Annotated in this window: 24 protein-coding genes, 1 tRNA gene and 1 pseudogene; 17 read left to right on the top strand and 9 right to left on the bottom strand. The window is 62.9% G+C overall.

From position 1 onward, the window contains the following. Positions 1-110: 110 nt before the first annotated feature. The 15 genes and pseudogenes from NDI72_RS13190 (at position 111) to NDI72_RS13120 (ending at position 11784) form a co-directional block, all read left to right on the top strand. Entirely contained in the window at positions 111-1208 is a 1098-nt protein-coding gene (locus NDI72_RS13190) for an acyltransferase family protein (RefSeq protein ID WP_283800658.1), read from the top strand. A 155-nt stretch (positions 1209-1363) separates the two neighbouring features. Further along, positions 1364-2488, top strand: a complete 1125-nt coding sequence (dnaJ, locus tag NDI72_RS13185; RefSeq protein ID WP_113153680.1) for a molecular chaperone DnaJ — start codon at positions 1364-1366, stop codon at positions 2486-2488. A 133-nt stretch (positions 2489-2621) separates the two neighbouring features. Further along, positions 2622-3239: a phospholipid N-methyltransferase PmtA gene (gene pmtA, locus NDI72_RS13180; protein WP_206545529.1), complete on the top strand. Its 618-nt coding sequence runs from the start codon at positions 2622-2624 to the stop codon at positions 3237-3239. A 171-nt stretch (positions 3240-3410) separates the two neighbouring features. Beyond that, positions 3411-4001, top strand: coding sequence for an NADPH-dependent FMN reductase (locus NDI72_RS13175; protein WP_206553328.1), 591 nt, complete (start codon positions 3411-3413; stop codon positions 3999-4001). A gap of 2 nt (positions 4002-4003) precedes the next feature. Continuing rightward, positions 4004-4699 (top strand): orotidine-5'-phosphate decarboxylase, encoded by a 696-nt coding sequence (gene pyrF / locus NDI72_RS13170; protein ID WP_206545530.1) that lies wholly within the window; start codon positions 4004-4006, stop codon positions 4697-4699. 36 nt (positions 4700-4735) lie between these two features. Then, positions 4736-5053 (top strand): DUF1330 domain-containing protein, encoded by a 318-nt coding sequence (locus NDI72_RS13165; RefSeq protein WP_283800657.1) that lies wholly within the window; start codon positions 4736-4738, stop codon positions 5051-5053. 49 nt (positions 5054-5102) lie between these two features. Further along, positions 5103-5615, top strand: a complete 513-nt coding sequence (locus NDI72_RS13160) for a GNAT family N-acetyltransferase (protein WP_283800656.1) — start codon at positions 5103-5105, stop codon at positions 5613-5615. A gap of 201 nt (positions 5616-5816) precedes the next feature. Beyond that, on the top strand, positions 5817-7169 hold the full coding sequence (locus tag NDI72_RS13155) for a polyhydroxyalkanoate depolymerase (RefSeq protein ID WP_283800655.1): 1353 nt from the start codon (positions 5817-5819) through the stop codon (positions 7167-7169). Positions 7170-7483: 314 nt separating this feature from the next. Beyond that, positions 7484-8035, top strand: coding sequence for a transglutaminase-like cysteine peptidase (locus tag NDI72_RS13150; protein ID WP_283800654.1), 552 nt, complete (start codon positions 7484-7486; stop codon positions 8033-8035). A 75-nt stretch (positions 8036-8110) separates the two neighbouring features. Beyond that, a complete protein-coding gene (locus NDI72_RS13145; RefSeq protein WP_502888404.1) occupies positions 8111-8791 on the top strand; it encodes an ankyrin repeat domain-containing protein in 681 nt (226 codons plus the stop codon). Continuing rightward, positions 8788-9182: pseudogene (locus NDI72_RS13140) on the top strand (tRNA-specific adenosine deaminase). Before NDI72_RS13145 ends, NDI72_RS13140 begins: the two are co-directional and overlap by 4 nt. A 128-nt stretch (positions 9183-9310) precedes the next feature. Beyond that, positions 9311-10519, top strand: coding sequence for an amidase family protein (locus NDI72_RS13135; RefSeq protein ID WP_283800653.1), 1209 nt, complete (start codon positions 9311-9313; stop codon positions 10517-10519). A gap of 82 nt (positions 10520-10601) precedes the next feature. After that, complete coding sequence (locus tag NDI72_RS13130; RefSeq protein WP_113153670.1) at positions 10602-10925, top strand: ArsR/SmtB family transcription factor; 324 nt, start codon at positions 10602-10604, stop codon at positions 10923-10925. Then, on the top strand, positions 10922-11332 hold the full coding sequence (locus NDI72_RS13125) for an SRPBCC family protein (RefSeq protein WP_283800652.1): 411 nt from the start codon (positions 10922-10924) through the stop codon (positions 11330-11332). Before NDI72_RS13130 ends, NDI72_RS13125 begins: the two co-directional genes overlap by 4 nt. A gap of 47 nt (positions 11333-11379) precedes the next feature. After that, positions 11380-11784, top strand: a complete 405-nt coding sequence (locus NDI72_RS13120; protein WP_206553321.1) for a DUF1801 domain-containing protein — start codon at positions 11380-11382, stop codon at positions 11782-11784. A gap of 151 nt (positions 11785-11935) precedes the next feature. On the opposite strand, the gene NDI72_RS13115 is transcribed toward NDI72_RS13120, so the two are convergent. Together NDI72_RS13115 and gshB are read right to left on the bottom strand one after the other, a co-directional pair. Beyond that, positions 11936-13471 (bottom strand): YifB family Mg chelatase-like AAA ATPase, encoded by a 1536-nt coding sequence (locus NDI72_RS13115; RefSeq protein ID WP_206995425.1) that lies wholly within the window; start codon positions 13469-13471, stop codon positions 11936-11938. A 218-nt stretch (positions 13472-13689) separates the two neighbouring features. Beyond that, a complete protein-coding gene (gshB, locus tag NDI72_RS13110) occupies positions 13690-14637 on the bottom strand; it encodes a glutathione synthase (RefSeq protein WP_283800651.1) in 948 nt (315 codons plus the stop codon). A gap of 207 nt (positions 14638-14844) precedes the next feature. Between gshB and NDI72_RS13105 the strand changes: the two genes are divergently transcribed. Then, positions 14845-16200, top strand: a complete 1356-nt coding sequence (locus tag NDI72_RS13105) for a putative bifunctional diguanylate cyclase/phosphodiesterase (protein WP_113153665.1) — start codon at positions 14845-14847, stop codon at positions 16198-16200. 38 nt (positions 16201-16238) lie between these two features. Here the strand turns inward: NDI72_RS13105 and NDI72_RS13100 are convergent, their stop codons facing one another. After that, positions 16239-16595 carry a septal ring lytic transglycosylase RlpA family protein gene (locus NDI72_RS13100; protein WP_283800650.1) on the bottom strand — a complete coding sequence of 119 codons (357 nt, stop codon included), beginning with the start codon at positions 16593-16595 and terminating at the stop codon, positions 16239-16241. Between the two features lie 147 nt (positions 16596-16742). On the opposite strand from NDI72_RS13100, the gene NDI72_RS13095 reads away from it, so the two are divergent. Further along, positions 16743-17966 carry a serine hydrolase domain-containing protein gene (locus NDI72_RS13095; RefSeq protein ID WP_283800649.1) on the top strand — a complete coding sequence of 408 codons (1224 nt, stop codon included), beginning with the start codon at positions 16743-16745 and terminating at the stop codon, positions 17964-17966. Positions 17967-18023: 57 nt separating this feature from the next. On the opposite strand, the gene NDI72_RS13090 is transcribed toward NDI72_RS13095, so the two are convergent. From NDI72_RS13090 to mepA, 6 genes are all read right to left on the bottom strand, one after another. Beyond that, a tRNA-Leu gene (locus NDI72_RS13090) sits at positions 18024-18108 on the bottom strand. A gap of 149 nt (positions 18109-18257) precedes the next feature. Beyond that, positions 18258-18878: a 2,3-bisphosphoglycerate-dependent phosphoglycerate mutase gene (locus NDI72_RS13085; RefSeq protein ID WP_113153662.1), complete on the bottom strand. Its 621-nt coding sequence runs from the start codon at positions 18876-18878 to the stop codon at positions 18258-18260. Between the two features lie 32 nt (positions 18879-18910). Continuing rightward, positions 18911-19723: a 4-hydroxy-tetrahydrodipicolinate reductase gene (gene dapB / locus NDI72_RS13080; protein WP_283800648.1), complete on the bottom strand. Its 813-nt coding sequence runs from the start codon at positions 19721-19723 to the stop codon at positions 18911-18913. A gap of 1 nt (position 19724) precedes the next feature. After that, positions 19725-21551, bottom strand: a complete 1827-nt coding sequence (locus tag NDI72_RS13075; protein ID WP_206545544.1) for an ABC transporter ATP-binding protein — start codon at positions 21549-21551, stop codon at positions 19725-19727. A gap of 192 nt (positions 21552-21743) precedes the next feature. Next, on the bottom strand, positions 21744-22772 hold the full coding sequence (locus NDI72_RS13070; protein ID WP_283800647.1) for a glucokinase: 1029 nt from the start codon (positions 22770-22772) through the stop codon (positions 21744-21746). A 354-nt stretch (positions 22773-23126) separates the two neighbouring features. Next, positions 23127-24170: a penicillin-insensitive murein endopeptidase gene (gene mepA, locus NDI72_RS13065; RefSeq protein ID WP_206545546.1), complete on the bottom strand. Its 1044-nt coding sequence runs from the start codon at positions 24168-24170 to the stop codon at positions 23127-23129. Between the last annotated feature and the right edge of the window lie 27 nt (positions 24171-24197).

The following is a 24197-nucleotide window of genomic DNA, read 5'->3' as shown; positions in this document are numbered from 1 at the left end:
ATCCGGTTTTCGGGTTATTCCGATGCTCGATCAATAACTTGGATCGCCCTTTATGCGTCCGAACGGACACAGGGCGATCGAGAATATCTGTTGGATTGGCCGGGGGGCTCATGATCCGCTATCGACTTTATGAGATCTGGCGCTTTGCGGCAGCGCTTCTGATCATGCTTTACCACTTCGGCCACTTCGCGCCCGGCGAAGGGCTTCAGGTGAAAAACGAGCTGGAAGCGCTGCGGCCACTGCTCGACATGTTTTTCATCATATCCGGCTTTCTCATCTTCTCGCGCTATGGCGATCAGGTGCGCGATGCCCGAAGCTATGGCGTCTATCTCTACAAGCGGCTGATACGTCTTTACCCGCTTCATCTGGCGACGCTGTCCTACTTCGTCTTTATCGGCCTTCTGGTTTCGCTTGGCGTGCTGCGCACCGGTGGCGAAGCCGCCCTTTTTGACTGGAGCGCCCTTCCCGCCAACCTGCTGCTGATCCAGGCCTGGGGCGTGGAAGACCATCTCACCTTCAATTTCGTCTCCTGGTCTCTCTCCGCGGAGTGGTTTGCCTATCTTCTCCTGCCCGTCATCATCGTGGCCTATCGCCGTGGCGGGCTCACGGGCCTGTTCGGCCTCCTGTTCGCCTGCTACGCCATTCTGGAAGTAATGGTGCGCACGGGCGTCATGCCCTTCGAGAGCTGGGTTCAGGCAGACACATGGGGCGCTTACCGCACCTTTGCCGATTTCGTGCTGGGCGCGCTTCTTGCCGTGCTCGTGAGGCGCTCCGCGCTGACCGTGTCGGCCCGCTGGCCCGCCTGGGTCGCAATCCTGCTCGCCTGCACCTCCATGGCGCTCCGGCTCGACATCTATGTGACGCTTCTGCTCCTGGCGGTTGCCGTGTTTCTGGCTGGCGTCGTGGAGCGCAACAATCCCGATGGCTACACCTATCCCGCCTTCCTGCGCCCGGCAGCGGCCGTTTCCTTCGGCGTCTATCTGTGGCACCCGGTAACGGAGAGCATTTTCTTCTCCTTCATCTGGGGGCACTACATCCAGTCGCCCTCGGTCCCTCTGTTTTTCGCCTATACGGGCGCGGTGATGCTTCTGACGATTTTTGTCGCCATGGCGTCGTTCCGCTTCTTCGAAAATGTGCTTTCTGGATATCTGCTGAATGCTGCCGGCCTCGGTCGGCAGAAGCCGCGCACGAACGTGGCTGCAGCCTGACGGAGTTCCGGATGCCTGCGCGCATGGCGTGTGACGCCCCGTGCCGCTGGCAATCTGCCGCAAACTATGGCATTCGCTGTCGCGAATACCTAAATAACGGGCACTGATCGGGGGAACAGTGTTCGCTCCAAACAGATTATGCGGGACTCTCATTGATGAAGGCAGATTTTTACGAGACGCTCAGCGTGTCGAGAAACGCCGACGAGAAGGAACTTAAAAGCGCCTTTCGCAAACTCGCCATGCGGTACCATCCGGACCGCAACCCTGGCGATGGCGAGGCGGAAGAGAAGTTCAAGGAAGTCAACGAAGCCTACGAAACGCTGCGTGATCCGCAGAAGCGTGCGGCTTACGATCAGTTCGGCCATGCCGCTTTTGAAAATGGCGGCATGGGTGGACGCGGTGGCTTCGGCGGCGGTGGCGGCGGTTTCGCCGATATCTTCGAAGACATTTTCGGCGACATGATGGGCGGCGGGCGGCGCCGTGGCGGTCGCCAGCATGGCGCAGACCTGCGCTTCAACATGGAAATCACGCTGGAAGAGGCGTTCGCCGGCAAGACCGGGCAGATCCGCGTGCCAACCGCCGTGGCCTGTGACGACTGCGCCGGCACCGGCGCAAAGCCCGGCACGTCTCCGACCCAGTGTCAGATGTGCCATGGCTCGGGCCGTGTGCGCGCGGCACAGGGCTTCTTCTCCGTCGAACGCACCTGCCCGCAGTGTCAGGGGCGTGGCGAAACCATTTCCGACCCCTGCCAGAAGTGCTCCGGACAGGGCCGCGTGGCCGAAGAGCGCTCGCTCTCGGTCAACATCCCGGCCGGCATCGAAGACGGCACGCGCATTCGCCTTGCCGGCGAGGGCGAGGCCGGTCTGCGCGGCGGACCGCCCGGCGACCTCTACATCTTCCTGTCGGTCAAACCACACGAGTTTTTCCAGCGCGACGGCGCCGACCTTTACTGCAAGGTGCCCATCTCGATGACCACGGCAGCACTCGGCGGCTCTTTCGAGGTCACCACGCTGGATGGAACGCAGGCCCGTGTCAAAGTGCCCGAAGGCACCCAGAACGGCCGCCAGTTCCGCCTCAGCGGCAAGGGCATGCCCGTGCTGCGACAGACCAAGGTTGGCGATCTTTACATTCAGGTGGCCGTAGAAACGCCGCAAAACCTCACGAAAAAACAGCGTGAGCTTCTTGAAGAGTTCGAGAAAATTTCTTCAAAGGAAAATAGCCCGCAGTCGGCAGGCTTCTTTTCACGTATGAAGGACTTCTTCGAATCCTTCGGAGAATAGCCGCACGGTGCAATTGGACTGCATTGGGCTATTGGACTGGATCGGGCTGTTCGGCCCGATCTGCGGAATGGCGGGATACTTCCCGCAATAAAAATGATTTTATAACGGGGTTTTGAAGGAGGATGGCGGTACGATGAGCAAAGGGCAAGGTGTGCGCAAAGCGATCGCAGACCGTTTTGGGGAAGAACTGCGCTTCTTTCGCGGCTGGATTGACCAGCCCAAGGCTGTCGGCGCCATCATGCCCACAAGCAGTGTCACCGCCCGGCGGATGGCATCGGTCATCGACACCAAATCCGGGTTACCGGTTCTCGAGGCAGGCCCCGGAACCGGCGTCATCACCAAGGCGATCCTCGCCCATGGCGTCGACCCGCAGAACCTTTACGCCGTTGAGTACTCCCCGGATTTCGTGACCCATCTGCGCGAAACCTATCCGGGCGTGAACGTGATCGAGGGCAACGCCTTCGATATCCGCAACACGCTGGAAAAGGCGCTGGGCGAAAAGACGCCCAAACTGTTCGACAGCGTGGTGTCCGGCGTACCGCTGCTCAACTTCCCCGTTGAAGAGCGCGTTGCCTATATGGATTCCCTTCTCGACCTCATTCCCGAGGGACGTCCGGTGGTGCAACTCACCTACGGCCCCAAATCCCCCATTCCGGCGGGCCAGGGCAATTACACGGTCGAGCATTTCGATTTCGTGCTGCGCAACATCCCCCCGACACAGCTCTGGGTCTATCGCCGGGGAAAGCACTAGATCGAGCCCCGGATTGAACGGGCCGGTGAACCACCAGCAAAAACGTCTTCAGGAGCCGCTTGTCGGCTCCTTTTCACATCTGCCGCCGGTGGCGGTCTTCCACACGCATATTCCATTGATTGAAAAGTTCATTGCTTATACGGCTCTTCGCAAACAGAGGAGCATTCGCCGATGACCCCCAAAATCCTTGTCTTTGCAGGATCGATCCGCACGGGCGCCTATAGCGGCCAGACCGCCGACGCAGCCATGAAGGAACTCGCGCAGCAGGGTGCGGAGGTCACGCGCATATCGCTGGTGGATTATCCGCTGCCGATCATGGACGAGGATCTGGAGCGGGAGAAAGGCATTCCCGAGAATGTGTACCGGCTCGGCCGGCTGATCGCCGCGCATGACGCAGTGCTGATCGCCAGCCCCGAATACAACGCTTCCATTCCACCTCTGCTCAAGAACACGATCGACTGGGTAAGCCGCCTCTCCAGGGACAATGGCAAGCCCCTGCGCCCTTGGGCCGGCAAGCCCGTCGCGCTCTGCTCTTCTTCCGACGGCAATTTCGCCGGCATTCGCGGGCTCTATCACCTGCGCGCCGTGCTGATGAACTGCAAGGCCGACATCATCACCCCTCAATGCTCCGTTGCCCGCGCACAGGATGCCTTCGACACCGATGGCAGCTTCAGGGACGAGCGCACACGGGGCATGATGGAAGCCGTCTGTCGCGGACTGATCGAACGTGCCAAACTGACCTCAACCCGTGTGGGAGCCTGACCATGACCAACGATATTCGCGACCGCCTGATCGTGGGCCTCGATGTACCGACCCTGACCGAGGCGGACCGCGTGGTCGCCGCGCTGGGCGACACGGTGTCCTTCTACAAGATCGGGCATCAGCTCGCCTTTGCCGGCGGCCTGAGCTTCGCGCGTGAGCTGGCCGGCTCCGGCAAGAAGATCTTCCTCGACATGAAACTGCTCGACATCGACAACACGGTGGCCAAGGGCGTCGAGAACATCGCGCGGATGGGCATGACCATGCTCACCATCCACGCCTACCCCAAGGCGATGCGCGCTGCGGTCAAGGCAGCCGAAGGCTCCGGCCTGACCCTGCTCGGCGTGACCGTTCTCACCTCCATGGACGATGCCGACCTGAACGATGCGGGCTATGCGCTTACCGCCCGTGAACTGGTGGCAAAGCGCGTTGCCCAGGCCCGCGAGGCCGGCATGGGCGGCATTGTCTGCGCCCCGACCGAGGTGGAGGAAATGCGCGGCGTGGCCGGCCCTGACATGGCGCTGGTGACGCCCGGCATCCGGCCGGCCGGCAGCGACCATGGCGACCAGAAACGCGTCATGACGCCAGGCGACGCCATCCGCGCCGGCAGCACGCATCTGGTGGTTGCGCGCCCCATCGTGGCGGCACAAGATCCAAAGGCTGCGGCAGAAGCCATTCTCAACGAGATGGCGGCAGCCTGACAGAACAGGCAGGAACCAAGCAAGGGAGGAGGAACCATGCCCAACGAGCCCAAGGAGCCCAAGGAGCCCAAGGGATACTGGATTGCCCATGTCGATGTGCGCGACCCCGAGCGCTACAAGGACTATGTGGCCACGGCCAAACCGGCCTTCGAGAAGTTCGGCGCGCGCTTTCTGGCGCGCGGCGGCGAATGGGAAGGACTGGAAGGCACCGGACGCGGACGCAATGTGGTGATCGAGTTTCCCTCGCTGCAGGCCGCACATGATTGCTACAACTCGCCCGAATACCAGGCGGCGAAAGCCATCCGCAACACGGTGGCCGATGCCGACATGGTGCTTGTCGAGGGCGCGGAATAATCTCCGAAACCGCGAGGACAGGCCCACGGCAACCGCAGTTCAGGACTATGTGATCCGCCCTTACCGGCCGGCCGATGCGCAGCATCTACCGGCCGTTGAGGTGCGCGCTGCGCAGCTTTTTACCGAACACGGGCACGCGGATCTCGCCGCCACACCGGCGATGGAAGCAGACGCCTTTGACAGGCTCGCCGCGCAGCGCCGCACATTCGTGGCGGTTCATGTGGCAGACGGCCCGGTGGGCTTTGTCATCACCAGCCCCATCGACGCATTTCTCCATGTCGAAGAGCTGTCCGTTGCGCCCGAACACGGACGCCGTGGGCTTGGCGGGCGGCTGCTTCGGACCGTGATTGATGAGAGCCGGGCGCTCGGCCTCGAAGGTGTGTCGCTCAGCACGTTTCGCGACGTGCCCTTCAACGCGCCATTCTACGAACGTCACGGCTTTGCCGAATGGCCTCTGAATGCAGCGCCCGAAGCACTGAAAGAGCGCTTTCTGATCGAAATCCCGCCCGATGTTTCGCCGGAAAGCCGCCTTCTCATGCTGCGCCGCAACAGCAACGCTTGACTCGCTGTCTTATTTTCTCTTTTAGAATCATACAGTTGATGAAACATCCCCTCTCCGAAAAATCGGAAACGCGCGCTTCTATTGCAACGCAGCAAAAGTCGTTTACTCTGATTGGCATGCAAACGACCAAGGCTTCGCCGTCACATATCCACTTCCCCTGGCGGCCTGGCCATAGCGAAGGTCCTCCCAGGAAACCTAGCAATGTATTATCAGCTTTATGAATTCAACCACGCCGCGCTGCAGCCGGCGCGGGCCTATGCCGACGCCGTTCGGCTTTTTTACAGCAACCCCATGAACCCGGTCGCCAAGACCTATTTCGGACGCAGCGTCGCCGCCGCTGCCGAGGTCTTCGAGCGCAGCACACGCCGCTACACCAAGCCTGAATTCGGCTTGAAGGAAACCAGCGTCAACGGCGTGAAAGTGGCCGTCAACGAGCAGATCGTCTGGTCGCGCCCGTTCTGTGACGTCATCCGCTTCAAGCGTGACCTGCCCGAAGGCGCGCATGCCGGCCCGAAGATCCTGATGGTCGCGCCCATGTCCGGCCACTACGCCACGCTGCTGCGCGGCACGGTGGAGACCATGCTGCCCTATGCCGATGTCTACATCACCGACTGGTCGGACGCGCGCATGGTGCCGCTGGCCGACGGTTCTTTCGATCTCGACGACTATATCGACTATCTGATCGACATCTTTGAGCAGATGGGTCTGGACACGCATGTGATGGCCGTGTGCCAGCCCTCGGTGCCGGTGCTTGCCGCTATCGCCATCATGGAGGCGCGCGGCGCAAAGACCGTGCCCGCCAGCATGACCCTGATGGGCGGCCCCATCGACACCCGCAAGAACCCGACCGCCGTGAACGAGCTGGCCGAGGAGAAGGACATTTCGTGGTTCCGCGACAATGTCATCATGCCGGTTCCGTGGCCCAATCCGGGCTTCATGCGTCAGGTCTATCCGGGCTTCCTGCAGCTTTCCGGCTTCATGAGCATGAACCTTGATCGCCACATCACGGCGCACAAGGACTTCTTCATGCATCTGGTGAAGAACGATGGCGATTCCGCGGAGAAGCACCGCGACTTCTATGACGAATATCTGGCGGTGATGGACCTGACGGCCGAGTTCTACCTGCAGACTGTGGAGACCGTGTTCATCCGGCACGACCTGCCGCGCGGCCAGATGCGCCATCGCGGCGAACTGGTCGACCCTTCCGCCATCAAGCGCGTGGCGCTTCTGACGGTGGAAGGCGAGAATGACGATATTTCCGGCGTCGGCCAGACGAAGGCCGCGCATGATCTGTGCGTCAACATTCCCGACGACATGCGTCATCACTACATGCAGCCCGCCGTTGGCCATTACGGCGTCTTCAACGGCTCGCGTTTCCGCTCCGAAATCGCGCCGCGCATTCTCGACTTTATGCGCAGCAACCCGGCCGGCGGATTGAAGACCGCAAAGCCGGCAGCAGCCGAAGCCGCACCGGCGAAACCACGCGCCGGGACGGCGAAAAAGCCGGCCGCCCGCAGCCGCAAGCCGGCCACAGGCTCCAACAGCGCGTCCTGACCTGCCAGTCTCGGCCCACCAGTCTCGACCCGCCAGCCATGACAATTATCGCCCGACGCTGAAAAGCTTCAGTGTCGGGCGCAGATCATCCCCTGCGGCAATGGCATTTGCGCAACAGGAAGCGCCAAAGCCGGTGGCCAGAAGCACCGCTGGTAACCATAGCTGGTAAGATTGCCGCTCTGCTGATTGACACCGACACCCCATCATCCTTAACGTTTCGTTAACGATTGAAACGAGCGGGGAGCGCCATGATGGCTGCTTTGCGGGGGGGATTCCGCAGTGGGGTTCTTGCGAGCCTTTTTCTGGCAGGGGGCATGATTGCGCCGGCCGGAGCGATGAATCTGATGGAAACCGGCGGACTGACCTCTCAGCCCATCGGTCATTACGAGTTCTGCAAGGCCAACCCGGTCGAATGCTCGATCCGCATGCGCGATCAGGGGCCGGTGCACATGACCAAAACGCTCTGGAAAACCCTGACCGAGATCAACACTGCGGTGAACAACGCCATCGAGCCGATGAACGACATCGATATCTATGGCCAGGAAGAAGTGTGGACCTACCCTTCTACCGGCGTTGGCGACTGCGAGGACTATGTGCTCGAGAAGCGCCGCGCTCTGAAACGGGCCGGCATTTCGCTCTCCAACCTTCTGATCACCGTGGTGCGCAAGCCCAATGGCGAAGGCCATGCGGTCTTGACCGTGCGCACGGATCGCGGGGACTTCGTTCTCGACAACCTCAACAACAGCGTGAAGCTGTGGAGCTCCACCGGCTATAGCTATCTCAAGCGTCAGGCCAGCACGCATACCGGCCGTTGGGTGAGCCTGCGCGAGAGCAACAACCCGGTCGTCGGCGCAGTGAGCGAATAGGCGCACCGCGCGCTCCAAACTTCGTCACAATTGATGGACTAAGGTCTTCCCCGACCAGCAGATCGGGAGACCTGAATGAATGTATTGCGCGCACAATCCGGCCGGCGGTTTCTCCGCCTCGTGGCAGCAGCCCTGATGGCCGCCGCCTTTCAAACCGGTGCTTTTGCACAAACGCCCCTCATCACCGCTGCAGAAAGTGGCGACATCGCTGCACTGGAGAGCGCGCTTCAAAACGGCGCTGCCGTCGATGAGCGTGACGCGCGCAAGAGAACCGCCCTCATGGCCGCCGTGCAGGCAAACCAGGGGGAGGCCGCGCGCCTTCTGATCGAGGCGGGTGCTGACGTCAATGCGAAGGACGGGATCGAGGACAGCCCCTATCTGCTGGCTGGCGCACGCGGCTATGAGGATATTCTGCGCCTGACGCTCGACAACGGCGCAGACCTTGAAAGCACCAACCGCTTCGGTGGAACAGCGCTCATCCCGGCAGCCGACCGCGGCCATGTGGAGACCGTACGCACGCTGATCGAGGCCGGGGTTGATCTCGACCATGTGAACAAGCTCGGCTGGACGGCGCTGCTGGAAGCCGTGATCCTGGGCGATGGCGGGCCGAACCATACGGCGATCGTGAAACTGCTGGTCGACGCCGGCGCAGACACCGACATTGCCGACCGCGAAGGCGTGACCCCATTGCAGCACGCAAAACGCAGCGGCTACACGGAGATGATCGAAATTCTGGAAGGCGCAGGGGCAAAATGAGCGACACGAAACGTTTTCTGGACGAAGCCATCGCGCTTGCCTTCGACAATGTCGATGAGGGTGGCCGGCCATTCGGCGCCGTGGTGGTGAAGGACGGCGCGGTGGTTGCGCGGTCTATGCCAGCGGCCAGCCCTGCCCCATGTGCTTCGCCGCCATGCGCATGTGCGGTATCGACCGGGTCTTCTTCGCCTATTCCAATGACGAGGCCGAACCCTATGGCCTGTCGACAGCCTCCATCGCCGCCGAGCTTGCACGCCCCGTCGATGAGCAAGAAGGCATTGAAGCAGCGCACATCCCGCAGGCGCAGGGCGCGCGCGGGCATCTCTACGAAACATGGCTCCAGAGAAACGGGCTCCAGAGAAACAGCCTGAAGAGATCCGACGGGGCCTGACCACGCCTCCCCGCGCTCCCGGGATCGCGACTGGTGCGTTCGCGCCGGTTCCGGCCACCGGGCCTTGAGACATTGAAGCGATTGTGGTCCGCAGGAAGCTCCAGCCTGTTCTCAGATTCGGAGTGCCCATGCCCCAGACATCCCTCGCCGATCCCTCCGGTTCCCTGGTCGAGCGCCTCGACCTCGCGCCCCATGCCTCCGGCCCGCTTGATGGGCTGACCTTCACCGTGAAGGACAATATCGACCTGGCAGGGCTTAAGACCTCCTATGGCAGCCCGGCATGGCGGGACGCCCATGCGGCCCCGGTTCACAACGCGCTGTGTGTCGACCAGGTGCTCGCCGCAGGAGCGCGCTGCGTCGGAAAGGTGGTGGCTGACGAGTTCACCTACAGCCTCGACGGCGAGAGCCATTTCTTCGGAACGCCGCGCAATGGCAATGCGCCGGAGCGCATTCCCGGCGGCTCCTCCAGCGGTTCGGCCTCGTCCGTTTCCAATGGGCTCGCAGACTTTTCGCTCGGCACGGATTCGGGCGGCTCGATCCGCGTTCCGGCAAGCCTGTGCGGCCTGTGGGGCCTGCGCCCCTCGCTGCACCGCGTTTCGGAGGCTGGCGTCCTGCCCTTCATGCCGAGCGTCAGCACGGTGGGCGTGGTGGCAAACAGCCTTGCAACGCTCGACAGCGCCGCGCGCGTGCTCCTGCGCAGCGGCAAGGCGAAACCACAAAAGCTGGAGCGCATCATTGTCCTGACGGATGCGGTGGAAATCGCCGACGAGGCCGTGCAGCAGCAGGTGAAGGCGGCGCTGGAGGCGATTGCCGTGAAAACGGGCATTGCGCCGGAGCCCATGCGCTTTGCGGAACTGATCGGCGCAGTTGCCCCCCTGAGCGACTGCAATCTGAAGGCGCTTCGCGACCTGCAGACGGCGGAGTTCCAGAGCACGGTTGCGAACTGGATCGAGACCGAGAAGCCGGAACTCGGCTTCACCTTCTCCATGGCCTACGGCAATGTGACCGCCTTCGACCGGATCGCCGCGCTCGAAAGCATCAAACATTGCGAATGGCTCTTCCAGGCGATCAACGCAGCCCTCCCCCCCGGCACGGTGGTCTGCTTTCCCACGACGCCGGTGATCGCGCCGCTGAAGGGCTCCCTGACGACAATGGAAGCGGTGACCGATTTCTACGACCGGACCATGACCCTCACCGCATTCTCCGGCGTGGCGCGGCTTCCCGAAATCTCGGCCCCGATCATGACGGTCGATGACTGTCCGGCGGGGCTTTCCTTTGCCGCCGCGCATTATCAGGATGAATTCCTGCTCGATGCGGTGAGGCAGATGGCCGGCTGACACACAGCACAGCCCCGACATTGACAAATCCATAACTACAGGGTTATTCATTAAAACAATAACCCTGTAGTTATGTGTAGCAATGCAGCCGACCCGCGATACCCTCTTCCGAACATTGGCCGACCCCACACGCCGCACCATCTTCGAGCGGCTGTGCCGCGATGGCGATCTGACGGTCACCGCCCTCACCGCCGGGGCCGGGGTATCGCAGCCCGCCGTTTCCAAGCATCTTGGCGTGTTGAAGCGCGCCGGGCTGGTGCATGACCGGCAAAGCGGCCGACAGACTTTTTACAGCGCCGACCCGGTTGCGCTGGCCCCGCTCCTCGACTGGACGCGTGAGATGGCCGGCTTCTGGGAGAACCGGTTCGATGATCTGGAAGATCTTCTCGACAGGATGGATCAATGAACGACGCAACAGCCGAAACGCTCTGTGTGGTGGTGGAGCGCGCGCTTTCGCATCCGCCGGAAAAGGTCTGGCGGGCGCTCACCCAGCCGCACCTGATCGCCGAATGGCTGATGAAGAACGATTTCGCACCCCGCGTCGGACACCGCTTCAGCCTGACCGCAGACTGGGGTGGCGTTGACTGCGTGGTGGAAGAGATCGAACCGTACCGAACGCTCTCCTACGCCTGGGACACAAAGGACCTGTGCAGCACTGTCACATGGACGCTGACGCCGACGGCCGGCGGCACATTGCTGCGCATGGAGCAGGAGGGCTTTCTGCCAGAACAGAAGCCCTACCATCGCGGCGCAAGTGCTGCATGGCCGCGCTTCATCGCGGAGCTCGAAAGGGTTCTTGAACGCCTCGACTGAGCATCGAAAGCAGACACGCACAAGAAAGAACAATCGGAGATCGCCCCATGAGCGCAACCGACACCGGCAAAACCCCGTCAGAACAGATCGATGCACGCATTGCGGAACTGAATGACTGGCGCGGCGAAACCCTCGCCCACCTTCGGCAACTGGTCCAGGAGGCCCTGCCGCAAGTGACGGAAGAATGGAAATGGCGTGGCGTTCCCGTCTGGTATCAGGACGGCATGCTGTGCACCGGAGAGACCTACAAGAAGGCCGTGAAAATGACCTTCGCCAAAGGCGCGAAGCTGGACGACCCGTCCGGCCTTTTCAACGCCAGCCTCGAAGGCAACACCCGCCGCGCCATCGACTTTCACGAAGGCGATGCGATTGATGAAGACGCGCTCAAGGCCCTTCTGAAGGCCGCAGCCGAACTGAATGCATCGACAGGCCACAAGAAGGACGCCGGCTAACCGCCTCGCCCTCTCTTGGGACCGCGGGGGCACACGTACTCACACCTACGATGCAGCGCCAGTCAAGACAATTACCCGGCAAACCACCGGCCACCACGCGCCTCCGCACCGCCTCATTGAACACCGGACAGGCAAACGAAACGGCAGAGCGTCACGCCGCCTCTGCGCGCACCGTGCCGGCCACGCGATAGGAGATCGCCTCGGCCAGATGGGTTCGCGTCACATCGCCGGCGCCATCCAGATCGGCCAGCGTGCGCGCGACCTTGAGAACCCGGTGATACGCGCGCGCGGAAAAGCCGAGCTTCTCGCTGGCCTCCCGAATGAGCGCCGTGCATGGCGCATCAAGCGTCACCACATCCTCGATCATTGCGGCCGAGCAGGAGGCATTGGTCGTCCACGCAGGCAGGCCCAGCGCCGTATATCGCTCCTGTTGCATGGCGCGTGCCCGGCTGACGCGCTCCGCAACCACCGCACTGGGCTCCGAACGCCCGCCCCCGCCGATAAGATCGCTCGCGGAGACGGCGGGAACATCGACCCGAAGATCGATACGGTCGAGCAGCGGCCCCGAAATGCGCGCCTGATAATCCGTCTGGCAGCGCGGGCCGCGCCGGCAGCGATGCCCCGGCTCCCCGGCCATGCCGCAACGGCACGGGTTCATGGCCGCAACAAGCTGAATACGCGCCGGATAGCTGACCCGGTGATTTGCGCGCGCGATCACGCATTCGGCGGTTTCCAGCGGCTGGCGCAGCGAATCCAGAACCTGCGGTGAAAACTCCGGCAACTCGTCCAGAAACAGAACCCCGTGATGCGCCAGCGAAGCCTCGCCGGGACGCGCCTTCAATCCGCCGCCCACGATGGCCGCCATGGAGGCCGAGTGATGCGGCGCGCGAAACGGACGCTGATCAGTGAGCTTGCCCTCCGCCAGTTCCCCGGCAATGGAAGCGATCATGGAGACTTCCAGCAATTCGCGCGGAGACAGGGGCGGCAGAATGGATGGCAGGCGCTGCGCCAGCATCGACTTGCCTGCGCCGGGCGGACCATTCATCAGAAGATTGTGCCCGCCTGCAGCTGCCACCTCCAGAACCCGCTTGGCCCCCTCCTGCCCTTTGATGTCGGCAAGATCCGGCAATCTGACCGGCGGCGGCCCGAGAGCCGGCTCCGGGCGGCTCATCACCTGGCTACCCTTGAAATGATTGGCGAGCGCGATGAGGCTGCGCGGCGCGAGAATGTCGAGATCCGCGCTGGCCCACGCGGCCTCCGCGCCGCAGGCATGCGGGCAGATCAGGCCGCGCCCCATCGCATTCGCCCCGATGGCCGCCGGCAGAACACCGTTCACCGCCGCCACCGTGCCATCGAGAGAAAGTTCTCCTAGCACGACATAGCCAGCTAATGAATCGCCGGGAATCGCGCCGAGAGCGGCCATGAGACCCAGCGCAATCGGCAAATCGTAATGGCTGCCCTCTTTGGGCAGGTCCGCAGGTGCGAGGTTGATCGTCACCTTCTTGGGCGGCATGGAAAGGCCCGACGCGTGAAGCGCAGCCTGCACCCGCTCCCGGCTTTCCGCGACGGCCTTGTCGGCCAGCCCGACGATCTGCATCCCCATCTTGCCGGGAGCCACCATCACCTGCACCTCGACAGGCACAGCCTCCACGCCCTGAAATGCCACAGTGCTCACATGCGAAACCATGTGCTCTCCCCCTGCGCACGCCCGGCATTGCAGCCAGAACACGAGTTCCAATCCCCTTGCAACCGCATTGAAGCAGCTTCAGGCGATCAGATCAAGAACATTGAGAGAACAACCTAACGCAAAGGTTGTCGGCAGGTTGCAGAGAGTTGTGCCGGGAGAACAGATCGGGGCGAGCGCAAACGCAGCCCGCCCCTTAAACCTGATGCATGATGCAGCGGTCAGACTGCGGCGCAGCGCGCCTCGACGGCATCCCAGAACAGCGCGGCAATATCCGCGCCGCCGAATTTCTTGACCTCGCGGAGGCCCGTCGGAGAGGTCACATTGATCTCCGTCAGCCAGTCACCGATGACATCGATGCCAACCAGCGTGAAACCGCGCTCGCGCAGCGACGGCCCGATGCGCGCGCAGATCTCGCGCTCGCGATCCGTCAGTTCCGCATGTTCGGCGCGGCCGCCCACATGCATGTTGGAGCGCGAATCGTGCTCGGCCGGCACACGGTTGATCGCGCCAACCGGCTCACCCTCAATGAGGATGATGCGCTTGTCGCCGCCACGCACCTCTTTCAGGTAGCGCTGCACGATGAAGGGCTCGCGGAACGCTTCCATGAACATTTCCAGAAGCGAGGCCAGATTGCGGTCTCCCTCCTTGAGGTGGAAGATGCCGGCGCCGCCATTGCCGTAGAGCGGCTTGACGATGATGTCGCCATGCTTCCTGCGGAAATCATCGACCTCGCGCGGATCGCGGGTGATCAGCGTTTCCGGCATCAGGTCGGCGAATTCCGTCACGAAGATCTTTTCCGGGCTGTTGCGCACCCAGGCCGGATCATTGACCACGAGCGTCTTCGGGTGAATGCGCTCCAGAATATGCGTCGTGGTGATGTAATTCATGTCGAAGGGCGGATCCTGGCGCAGAAGCACCACATCCAGCTCCGAAAGGTCCGTGCGCTGCGGCTCGCCGAGCGTGAAGTGGTTGCCCTCCTCATCGCGCACCTCAAGCGTCTCGGCCCAGGCGATGACCTTGCCATCGGCCATGGAGAGACGATCCGGCGTGTAGTGCCAGAGCGCATGGCCCCGCCTCTGCGCTTCCAGAGCGAGCGCGAAGCTGGTGTCGCCGGCAATCGAAATGGTGGAGATATGGTCCATCTGGACCGCGACTTTCAGGGACATGGAAAGAGCTCCGGAGGGGACTGTTGTGCGGCAGATGACGGCCCGCGCATGCTTCTGTCAAGCTGTGGATGCCGCACAGACGTCACGCCGCGCCGTCGATGAACAAAAGACTGTTCACGATAACGTTATATTGGATACGATTCATAAACACTTTGCGTCCACTGTTCGGCGCATCGAGAACAAGATCGCCCGCATAACGGAGTTTCGATGCAGCCGGCGCCCGCACAAGCACGGACGATAACGGCGGACCAGTCCGACTTTGCCTTCACCGATGCGTTGACGGGCCTCGGAAACATGCGCCGATTCTTCGACAAGATCGACCGGCTGATCGAGGAACGCGCGGACGATCCCGCTCCTTTCGCCATCGGCGTTCTGGATCTCGATGGCTTCAAGCCGATCAACGACCTTTTTGGCCGCGCCGCGGGCGATGAAATCCTGCAGCAGGTGGCCATGCGGCTGCGCGCCGCGATGGATACGCACTCCACGGTCACCCGCATCGGCGCAGACGAATTCGCCTTTCTGTTCCCGCTGGTCTTCAGCGAGGAGGCCGCGCGCGAGAAGACACGGCTTCTGATCGAAATTCTCTCCGCCCCCTATGATGTCGGCCACCGCACCGCGCGGCTTTCGGCGTCTGCCGGCTGTTCCCTCTATTACTCCGAGGAAGAGACAGGCGAGGTTCTGCTCAACAAGGCGGAAACCGCGCTCTATCAGGCCAAGCGCACGGGGCGCGGCGCAGTCGTGGTCTACACCCGCGAGATGGAAGAGGCCGCCAAGCGCGTAACCCATATCGAGCAGGCCCTGCGCCGGGCGGTCGCCGCCGGCGAGGTGGAGCCGCATTTCCAGCCGATCGTCGATCTGGAAACCCGCCGCACGGTGGGCTTCGAGACGCTGGCGCGCTGGACCGACCGGGATCTGGGACCGGTTTCGCCGGGCATATTCATTCCCATCGCCGAGGAACGCGGCATCATCGGCCCGTTATCGCAGCTGGTGCTGCGCAAGGCCACGGAAGCCGCGCGCGACTGGCCGGAGGATCTGTTCCTCTCGTTCAACCTGTCGCCGTCTCAACTGGTCGATCACAATACCGGCCTGCAGATTCTCTCCATTCTCGAACAGACGGGCTTCGATCCGCGCCGGCTGGAGATCGAGATCACCGAAACGGGCCTGATGAACGACCCTGCCTCCGCACAGCGCATCGTTGAGGATCTGCGGCGGGTTGGCATTCGCGTTTCGCTGGATGATTTCGGCACCGGACAGTCGAGCCTTGGCCGGCTGCGCGAGTTCCATTTCGACAAGCTCAAGATCGACCGCGCCTTCGTCGCCTCGATCCTGGAAGACCGGCCGTCCGAACACATCATCCGCGCCATTCTCGCCATGTGCGAGGGGCTTGGCATGGAAGTGGTTGCCGAAGGCATCGAAGCCGAGGCGCAGGCCGAGCGCCTCACACAGTTTGGCTGTGCGGGCGGGCAGGGCTATCTCTTCGGGCGTCCCTGCAATGCCGACGCCACGCTTGGCTATCTCCACCATACGGGCGAACAGAAAACACTGCAGCGCGCGAGCAGCTAACCCGCCTTCCGGCTCGCTTGCCAGCTTGGGGCCTGACCCTAGCGCTTTTCCAGACAGACCCTGGTGTGGCCGGCGCGAATGAAGCCGAGCTTCGCTGCAGCAGCCTTTGACAGATCGAGAATGCGGCCACGCGCAAAGGGGCCGCGATCATTGATCCGCACGACCACGCTGCGGCCATTGCGCTCGTTGGTTACACGCAGTTTCGTGCCGAAGGGCAGGGTGCGGTGCGCTGCGGTCATCGCAGCCGGGTTCATCCGCTCACCTGAAGCCGTCTTCGACGTAAGCGCGTACCATGACGCGCTGCCGCACTGTGCTGACGCCGGTGCGGACAACACCGCAACGAACAAAGCGGCTACCGGCGCGATCATCGCGCCGCGGGAAAGTCGCCTATGCATTATCAGTTTCCTGGAGTTGACGTAGCGGCCGCATAGCGGCGAAATGAGGCGACGTAGCGGCAGCTGCCGCCACGGCATGAAATTGCGACGCAGGATGGGCCGTTCTCGGGCTTTTCTGCTTCGCCTATGCCCTTGAGGGAGGCTTCCTTGACCGACACGCCGCGCACTCTTCGCTCCACCCGCAGGCTTGTCGGCCTTACAGGGCTTGCCGGCCTGCTCCTGGCCTCCACGCCGCTTGCAGCACAGGAAACCGGTCCAGGGGCAGACGCCGTGCAGAAGATCGCGCTCGACGCCTTCGACGCCATGAAGCTCAACGCGCTTCTTCTGGAGGTGCGGATTGATGGCGAGCCGCTCATCACGCTTGCCCATGGCGAAGCGATGCCGGGCGTGCCGCTCACGACGGACGGACACTTTCGCAATGGCGCGGTTGCGCTCACCTATGTTGCGGCAGTGGCGCTGCGGCTTGCGGAGGAGGGGCGCTTCGACCTCGACCGCCCCATTGCAGAATGGATGCCCCACCTGCCCGCCGCCGACACGGCGACGCCGCGCATGCTGCTTAACATGACGGCGGGCTACCCCGATCACGTGGCGAACGAGAAGGGATTTCTCGAGCCCTTCTATGCCGATCCTTTTCGACAGTGGACCCCGGAAGAGCTGATCGATGTCAGCCTGTCCACCCCCCGTCGCTTTGCGCCCGGAGAGAACTGGGACTATTCCCATTCAGGCTATGTCATCCTCGGGCGCGTGATGGAGGCGGCCACGGGCGAAAAGCTCGCCGCACTGATGCAGCGCTACGTTCTCGATCCGCTCAATCTCTCGCAGACGCAGGGTCATGACACGCCGTTTGTCCCGGAGCCGGTGGTGCACTCCTACACCGCCGAGCGCGGCGTCTGGGAGGACGCCACCCACTGGAATCCTTCCTGGACACTGGCGCAGGGCTCGGTTCAAACGACGGGCATTTCCGACATGGCCCGCAGCTTCGACACGATCACCGGCATCGACGGGTTCCTGCAGCCGCAATCCCGCAAGGCCATGATCGAGCCGCGCCTGATCGGCTTTGGAAGTCCGCTTGAGGGCTGCCCCAACTGCCACACGCTGGACAGCGCCTTCAGCTACGGCCTTGGCGCGATGCTGCGCGGGGACTGGGTCATGCAGACGCCATCCTTTGCCGGCAATGCATCGGCCGTCGCCACGCTGCCGCAGGGCCAGTCACCGGAAGGCCGCGTGACCATTGCCGTCGCCGTGACCTACAGGGAAGAGGCGTTCGATGACTGGCAGGGCAATGTGCCCAACCGCGCCACTGACATTGTTCAGAAAATTGCCGAGGAGCTGGTCCCCGATAACCCGCCCGGACCGCGCCCGAAGCGCTGATACGCAGGCAGCAGCAAGCGCTGCTGACAAAACCGGATTCATTTGTCGGGAAGGGGATGGTGCCCAGGAGAGGACTCGAACCTCCACGCCTCGCGGCACACGGACCTGAACCGTGCGCGTCTACCAATTCCGCCACCTGGGCAGGTGTGCGATGCCGATGTAGGGGGCAAACCCTTCCGTGTCAACGCGGATTTTGATGTTTGTAAAGAAAATGACATGGGGCGTTCCGCCGCATGGGTTTGCGGGGGGCCCAAAACGTGAAAAGGGCGCCCGAAGGCGCCCTGAAACAGATCAATCCTCGAGAACTTCCTTCGAGGCCACCGTCGAATCAGCGTTGAGCTTGTAGACGATGGGAACGCCGGTCGCGATTTCCACCTTCAGGATCTCTTCGCCGGAGAGGCCGTCGAGCGCCATCACCAGCGCGCGCAGCGAATTGCCATGCGCCGCCACCAGAACCGTCTCGCCACGCAGCACATGCGGCAGGATCTCGTGCAGGAAATAGGGCCACACGCGCGCGCCCGTGTCCTTCAGGCTTTCGCCGCCGGGAGGAGGGGTGTCGTAGGAACGGCGCCAGACATGCACCTGCTCCTCACCCCATTTCGCGCGGGCGTCGTCCTTGTTGAGACCCGACAGATCGCCATAGTCGCGCTCGTTGAGCGCCTGATCGCGAATGGTCTCCAGCCCCTCCATCCCCAGCTCGCTGAGGATGTGATCATTGGTGACCTGTGCGCGCGACAGAACGGAGGTGTAGGCGATGTCCGGCTTGAAGCCGCGCGCCTTCAGCCGGCGGCCGGCGTCCTTCGCCTCTTCATGCCCCTTTTCGGTCAGGCCCGGGTCGCGCCAGCCGGTGAACAGGTTCTTCAGGTTCCATTCGCTCTGGCCGTGACGAACGAGAATAAGGGTACCGGACATGATGGGTTCCTTGTTGCTTCGTAATGGAAGATTCAGTTGAGCCCGAGAACGTCGAGCATGGAATAGAGGCCGGGCTTGCGGCCATGCGCCCAGAGAGCGGCCTTGGCCGCGCCATGGGCGAAGATGCCGCGATCTTCAGCCTGATGCGAAAGGGTGATGCGTTCGCCGGTCCCGGCGAGAATGACGGAGTGCTCGCCAACGACGGAACCGCCGCGCAGCGTGGCAAAGCCGATCGTGCCTTCCTCGCGCGGCCCGGTCTGGCCGTCGCGCACGCGCACGCTCTTTTCCGCCAGCGCGATCTCGCGGCCCCGCGCCGCCGCCTCGCCGAGCAGAAGCGCCGTGCCGGAAGGCGCGTCCACCTTGTGACGGTGGTGCATTTCCAGAACCTCGATATCGAAATCCGAAGCCTCCAGCGCGCGGGCGGCTTTCTCGACCAGAACCGCAAGCAGGTTCACACCGAGGCTCATATTGCCCGACTTCACGATGGTGGCGTGGTGCGACGCTGCCTTGATCTTCGCTTCATGCTCCGGCTCGAAACCGGTCGTGCCGATCACATGAACGATATGGGCCTGCGCTGCATAGCCAGCGAATTCAACGCTGGAATCCGGCGAGGTGAAGTCCAGAACGCCATCGGCCTTGGCGAAGGCCGCCAGTGGATCGTCGCTGATCGGCACATTGATGATGCCGAGGCCGGCCAGCTCACCCGCGTCCCTGCCGAGGAAAGACGAGCCGGGACGCTCGACAGCGGCGGCGACGCGCACCCCATACATGGCGTGAACGGTGCGGATCAGCGTCTGGCCCATGCGGCCTGCCGCTCCCACGATCACCAGCCCCATATCCGTCATGCTAGTTCTCCTGCGGCGCAGCCGCGCCATTGTCTGCTGTCGTGTTGGCGAGAAGATCCTCGCTCTTCTGGCTTTGCATGCGATGGAAGCGTGCATAGATGCCGTGCGGTTGGCGCACAAGGCTCTCATGCGTGCCCTCTTCCACCAGATGCCCTTCCTCAAGCACCACGATGCGGTCGGAATTGACCACGGTGGAAAGCCGGTGCGCGATCACAAGTGTCGTGCGGGTTTCCATGATGTCTTCCAGCGCCTGCTGCACACGCGCTTCAGACTCATTGTCGAGCGCGGAGGTCGCCTCGTCGAGAAGCAGGATCGGCGCGTCGCGCACGATGGCGCGGGCAATCGAGATGCGCTGGCGCTGGCCACCGGAAAGGTTTGCGCCATTCTCGCCCACCAGCGTGTCATAGCCCTGAACCTGCTGGCGGATGAAATCATCGGCGAAGGCCAGCTTTGCCGCTTCTTCCACCTCTGCGTCCGTCGCATCGGGACGGCCATAGCGGATGTTGTCGCGGATCGTGCCCTCAAACAGATAGGGCTGCTGCGAAACATAGGCGATGGCGCTGCGCAGCGAGCTCTTGGTGACGGTGGAGATGTCCTGCCCGTCGATCTCGATGCTGCCGCCATCCAGATCGTAGAAGCGCTGCAACAGGGCGAAGAGGGTCGACTTGCCCGCACCCGACGGGCCGACAATCGCCGTGGTCTCGCCCGCCTTCGCGACAAAGCTGATGCCATGCAGCACCGGCAGATCGTCGCCATAGGAGAACGCCACCTTGTCGAAGGTGACCGTGCCCTTTTCCACCGCGAGCGTGCCGGCCCCCGGCGCATCGCGCTGCTGCGGCTCGGTGTCGAGGATCTCGTAGATCATGCGGGCATTGACCAGCGCGCGCTCGAGATTGACCTGCACGCGCGCCAGCTTGCGCACCGGATCATAGGCCAGAAGCAAGGCGGTGATGAAGGCAAACACGGAGCCCGGCGGCTGCGCGCTGACGGAAGCCCGCCAGGCCGCGTAACCGATCACGCCGGCAATCGCCAGACCGGCCAGAAGCTCGGTGATCGGCCCGAGGCGTTCGGAAACGCGGGCGATCTTGTTGGAGCGGTCCTCGGCATAGGCGATCAGCCCGGACATCTTGTCCGAGAGCTGCTGCTCCATGGTGAAAGCCTTGATGATGGCGATGCCCTGCACCGATTCCTGCATTGCGCCCAGCAGGCGGGAGTTCACATCCACCGCCTCGCGCGTGACGCGGCGCAGGCGGCGCATCAGATAGTTCACCGAATAGATGAGCGGCGGACCAATCACCAGCGCGATGACCGAGAGCAGGGGATCCTGCATCACCATCACCGCCACAAGCGCAATCAGCGTGACCATGTCGCGCGCGATGGAGGCCACGGTCATGTTGAGCAGATCGCGGATGCCCGTCACGTTCTGGCTGATCTGGGCGGCGAGCTGGCCGGAGCGGGTGGTCGTGAAATAGTCGATGCCAAGCCGCATCAGATGGTCGAACATGCGCTGCTGATAGCGTGCAACGATGTTGTTGCCGATCTTCGCGAGCATGACCGACTGGCCGTAGGTCGCGAAGCCGCGGATCGCAAAGGCGGCGACGATTGCGCCACAGATCCAGCCGACCAGCTCCCAGCGCTGTCGATAGAACACCTCATCGATGATGTCGCGCATGATCCAGGCGCTGAAGGCCGTGGTGCCGGCAATGGCCAGCATGCAGGCAATCGCGATCAGGTAATGTCCGATGTAATCGCGGCCGTTCTCCGCGAAAATGCGGCGAATGACGGGAAGGACCTCACCGACATCCGTCTTGTTTTTTCCAAGCTTCAAAACGTCCGTTCCTGTTCAACCGGGCTTTCGATCGTCCTTTGTGCGTCCAAACGGACACACGGCGATCCAAAGCGTGGGAGCATTTTCAGGCGTCCATACGGGCGCTTGGCGCTCCAGTGCAGCTTTGCCAACAGGCTATGCCCGTTCGCTCTCGCTCATGCAACGGTGAATCCGGTCGAGGGCGGCGTCTTTTCAGTCTGCTTTCCAGCGCCGGCCCTGGGTTTCGACCCCGAAACGCACCGGTGTGCGGGCATAGGCGGCAAGGCCCACAAGTGCTGCCATCGGGTGCATGATCACATAGACGGGGATCTCTTTCACCAGTGCGCTATGGGGCGCCTTGTCCTCAAAGGCCCTGCGGAAATTGCCGTTCTTGAGCGTCGGTACGATCTTCTGGGCGATGCCGCCGCTCAGATAAACCCCGCCCCGCGCCATGAAGATCAGCGCCATGTCGCCGGCAAGCCGGCCAAGATAGGTGACGAAGAGATCGAGCGTCTCAACGGCGACCGGGTCCGATCCATCGAGCCCCGCGCTGCTGATCTCGGCCGGCGTTTCATGAACGGGCTGCTTGCCATCGGCGGCGCTGATCGCCCGGTAAAGGTTGACCATGCCGCGCCCGCAAAGGATCTGCTCGGCTGCGACACGTCCCTCGATGCGCTCCAGATGCGGGAAGATCTCGAGATCGCGCTCGCTGCGCGGCCCCAGATCCACATGCCCGCCTTCGCCCGGCACCGGAAACCAGGTGTGCTGCGCATGAACCAGCCCGGCCATGCCAAGGCCCGTTCCCGGCCCCAGAACAACGCGGCTGCCCGTCGGGTCCGCCTCGCCCGGGCACACCATTTCCAGATGCTCGTCGTCGAGCGCCACAACGGCCAGCGCCTGCGCCTCGAAATCATTGATGACGATGATGTCGCCCAGCCCCATCTTCTCCATCATCTGGCGGGGGCGCACGACCCAGTCGCAATTGGTGAGATCAATCTCGTCACCATCGACGGGTCCGGCCACGGCCAGCACGGCAGACTGTGGTAAAATGGAGGTGCGGTCGAGGATGGCGCTCTGGATCGCCTCATCGATGGTTTCATAATCGGCGGTCTGCACCACCGGAAAGGTTTTCGGCTCGGCGTTGGAATCCACCAGAATGGCAAACCGTGCATTGGTGCCGCCGATATCGCCGATCAGGATGGGAAATCGAAGCGCAGTATCGTTTTCGTTCTTGAAATGCATGACATAGACTCAGGTTTCAGGCGCGGCCGAACGCGGCGCGCCTGTCAGTCTTTGCCCCATTCTCGATGACGCGCCGATGAATGTTTCCGGCGACGGGACGTTGCGCTGACGGCGCTAGCTCTGCTCCCCGCATGGTTCCCGGACCCGCCGTGCGGCGCACCCAGCATGCTTATGGTCATGGAACCGCCAATCGCGTTGCCCCACAACCCTTTTATTGCCGGCGCATAGCAGAACAGACGCAGATATGCCGCTCTGAAACACGCCTTTAGAGCGCAATTAAATCGGTTGAAGACAGAAGGCAAGCGCGCCAACGCCAAAAAACCGGCGCGCCTGGTCCTGTCCGGCGCTGATAATCTACTGGAATGCCGGCCTGTTGCTCGGGCGCGGCACGCTGGCCGACGGCATGGCCGAGAGGATACTGGCCGGGCTTTCAGCCTGATAGCCGAGCACGGGCAGTTCAGCCGTCGCCGCCTGCGGAACGCCGCCGGCGCCCGTCACGGTCACGGCAACCTCGGATACCGGGTCGGGTGCGGCAAGCACGGCGCGACAGGCCGAGGGCAGGGCGGCCATGGTCATGACATCGCGCGCCTTCGGCTTGGCAGGTCCCTTGGCCGGCTTCCACGGCTCGTCGGTGAACCACCAGGCCAGCGTGTCATCACACCCCTCACTGCGTGGTGGCGGATTCTGCGGCTCGCAGCCCGGCGACCCGGCGGGACAGCCGATGCGAACGTGGAAATGATAGTGATGGCCCCAGAAGGGGCGAACCTTGTTCAGCCACGAACGGTCGCCACGCACCGTGTCGCACAGCTTCTTCTTGATGCCGGGATGCACCAGAAGGCGCTCGACTTCCGGATAGCTCGCCGCGCGGCGCAACACGGCCTCATGTCCCTTCGTCCACTTTTTGTCGTCAACGTAGAGCGAGCCCTTCTTGAGCATGGAGATGGCGCTGATGCGCTCACGGTCCGCCACCGTCATCCGCTTCGCCGGCATTTCGGTGAACCATATATCGGCGTCGAGCCCGAGCTGATGCGAGGCATGGCCGGTGAGCATGGGGCCACCCCGCGGCTGCGAGATGTCGCCAACGAGCAGACCACGCCAGCCATCCTGCGCCGCCTCGCGCGAGAGCTTTTCCAGCACCGAGATCATGACCGGGTGCCCCCAGCGGCGGTTGCGCGAAAGGCGCATGGCCTGCCAGTTCGGCCCATCGGGCGCAATGGCCACGCCGCCTGCGAAACAACCCTTTGAGTAAAACCCGTGCACGGCGGGGCGGGTGGCGGCGGGAAGTGTTTTCGCGCCGAAAAGCTGCTTGGCCAGCGGCTCGGCCTCAGCCGATGCAAGCGTGGCGGAAAAGCCCAGAAAGGCCGTGGCCGCCAGTTTCAGAATCCGTTGGAATCGCATCGTTTCCTCGTTTTCGACCCGCCCGTG

The sequence above is a fragment of the Nitratireductor sp. GZWM139 genome (assembly GCF_030068685.1).
Lineage (GTDB): Bacteria > Pseudomonadota > Alphaproteobacteria > Rhizobiales > Rhizobiaceae > Nitratireductor > Nitratireductor aquimarinus.
Note: the sequence above shows the minus strand (reverse complement) of the source record. Positions and strands in the feature narration are given on the sequence as shown.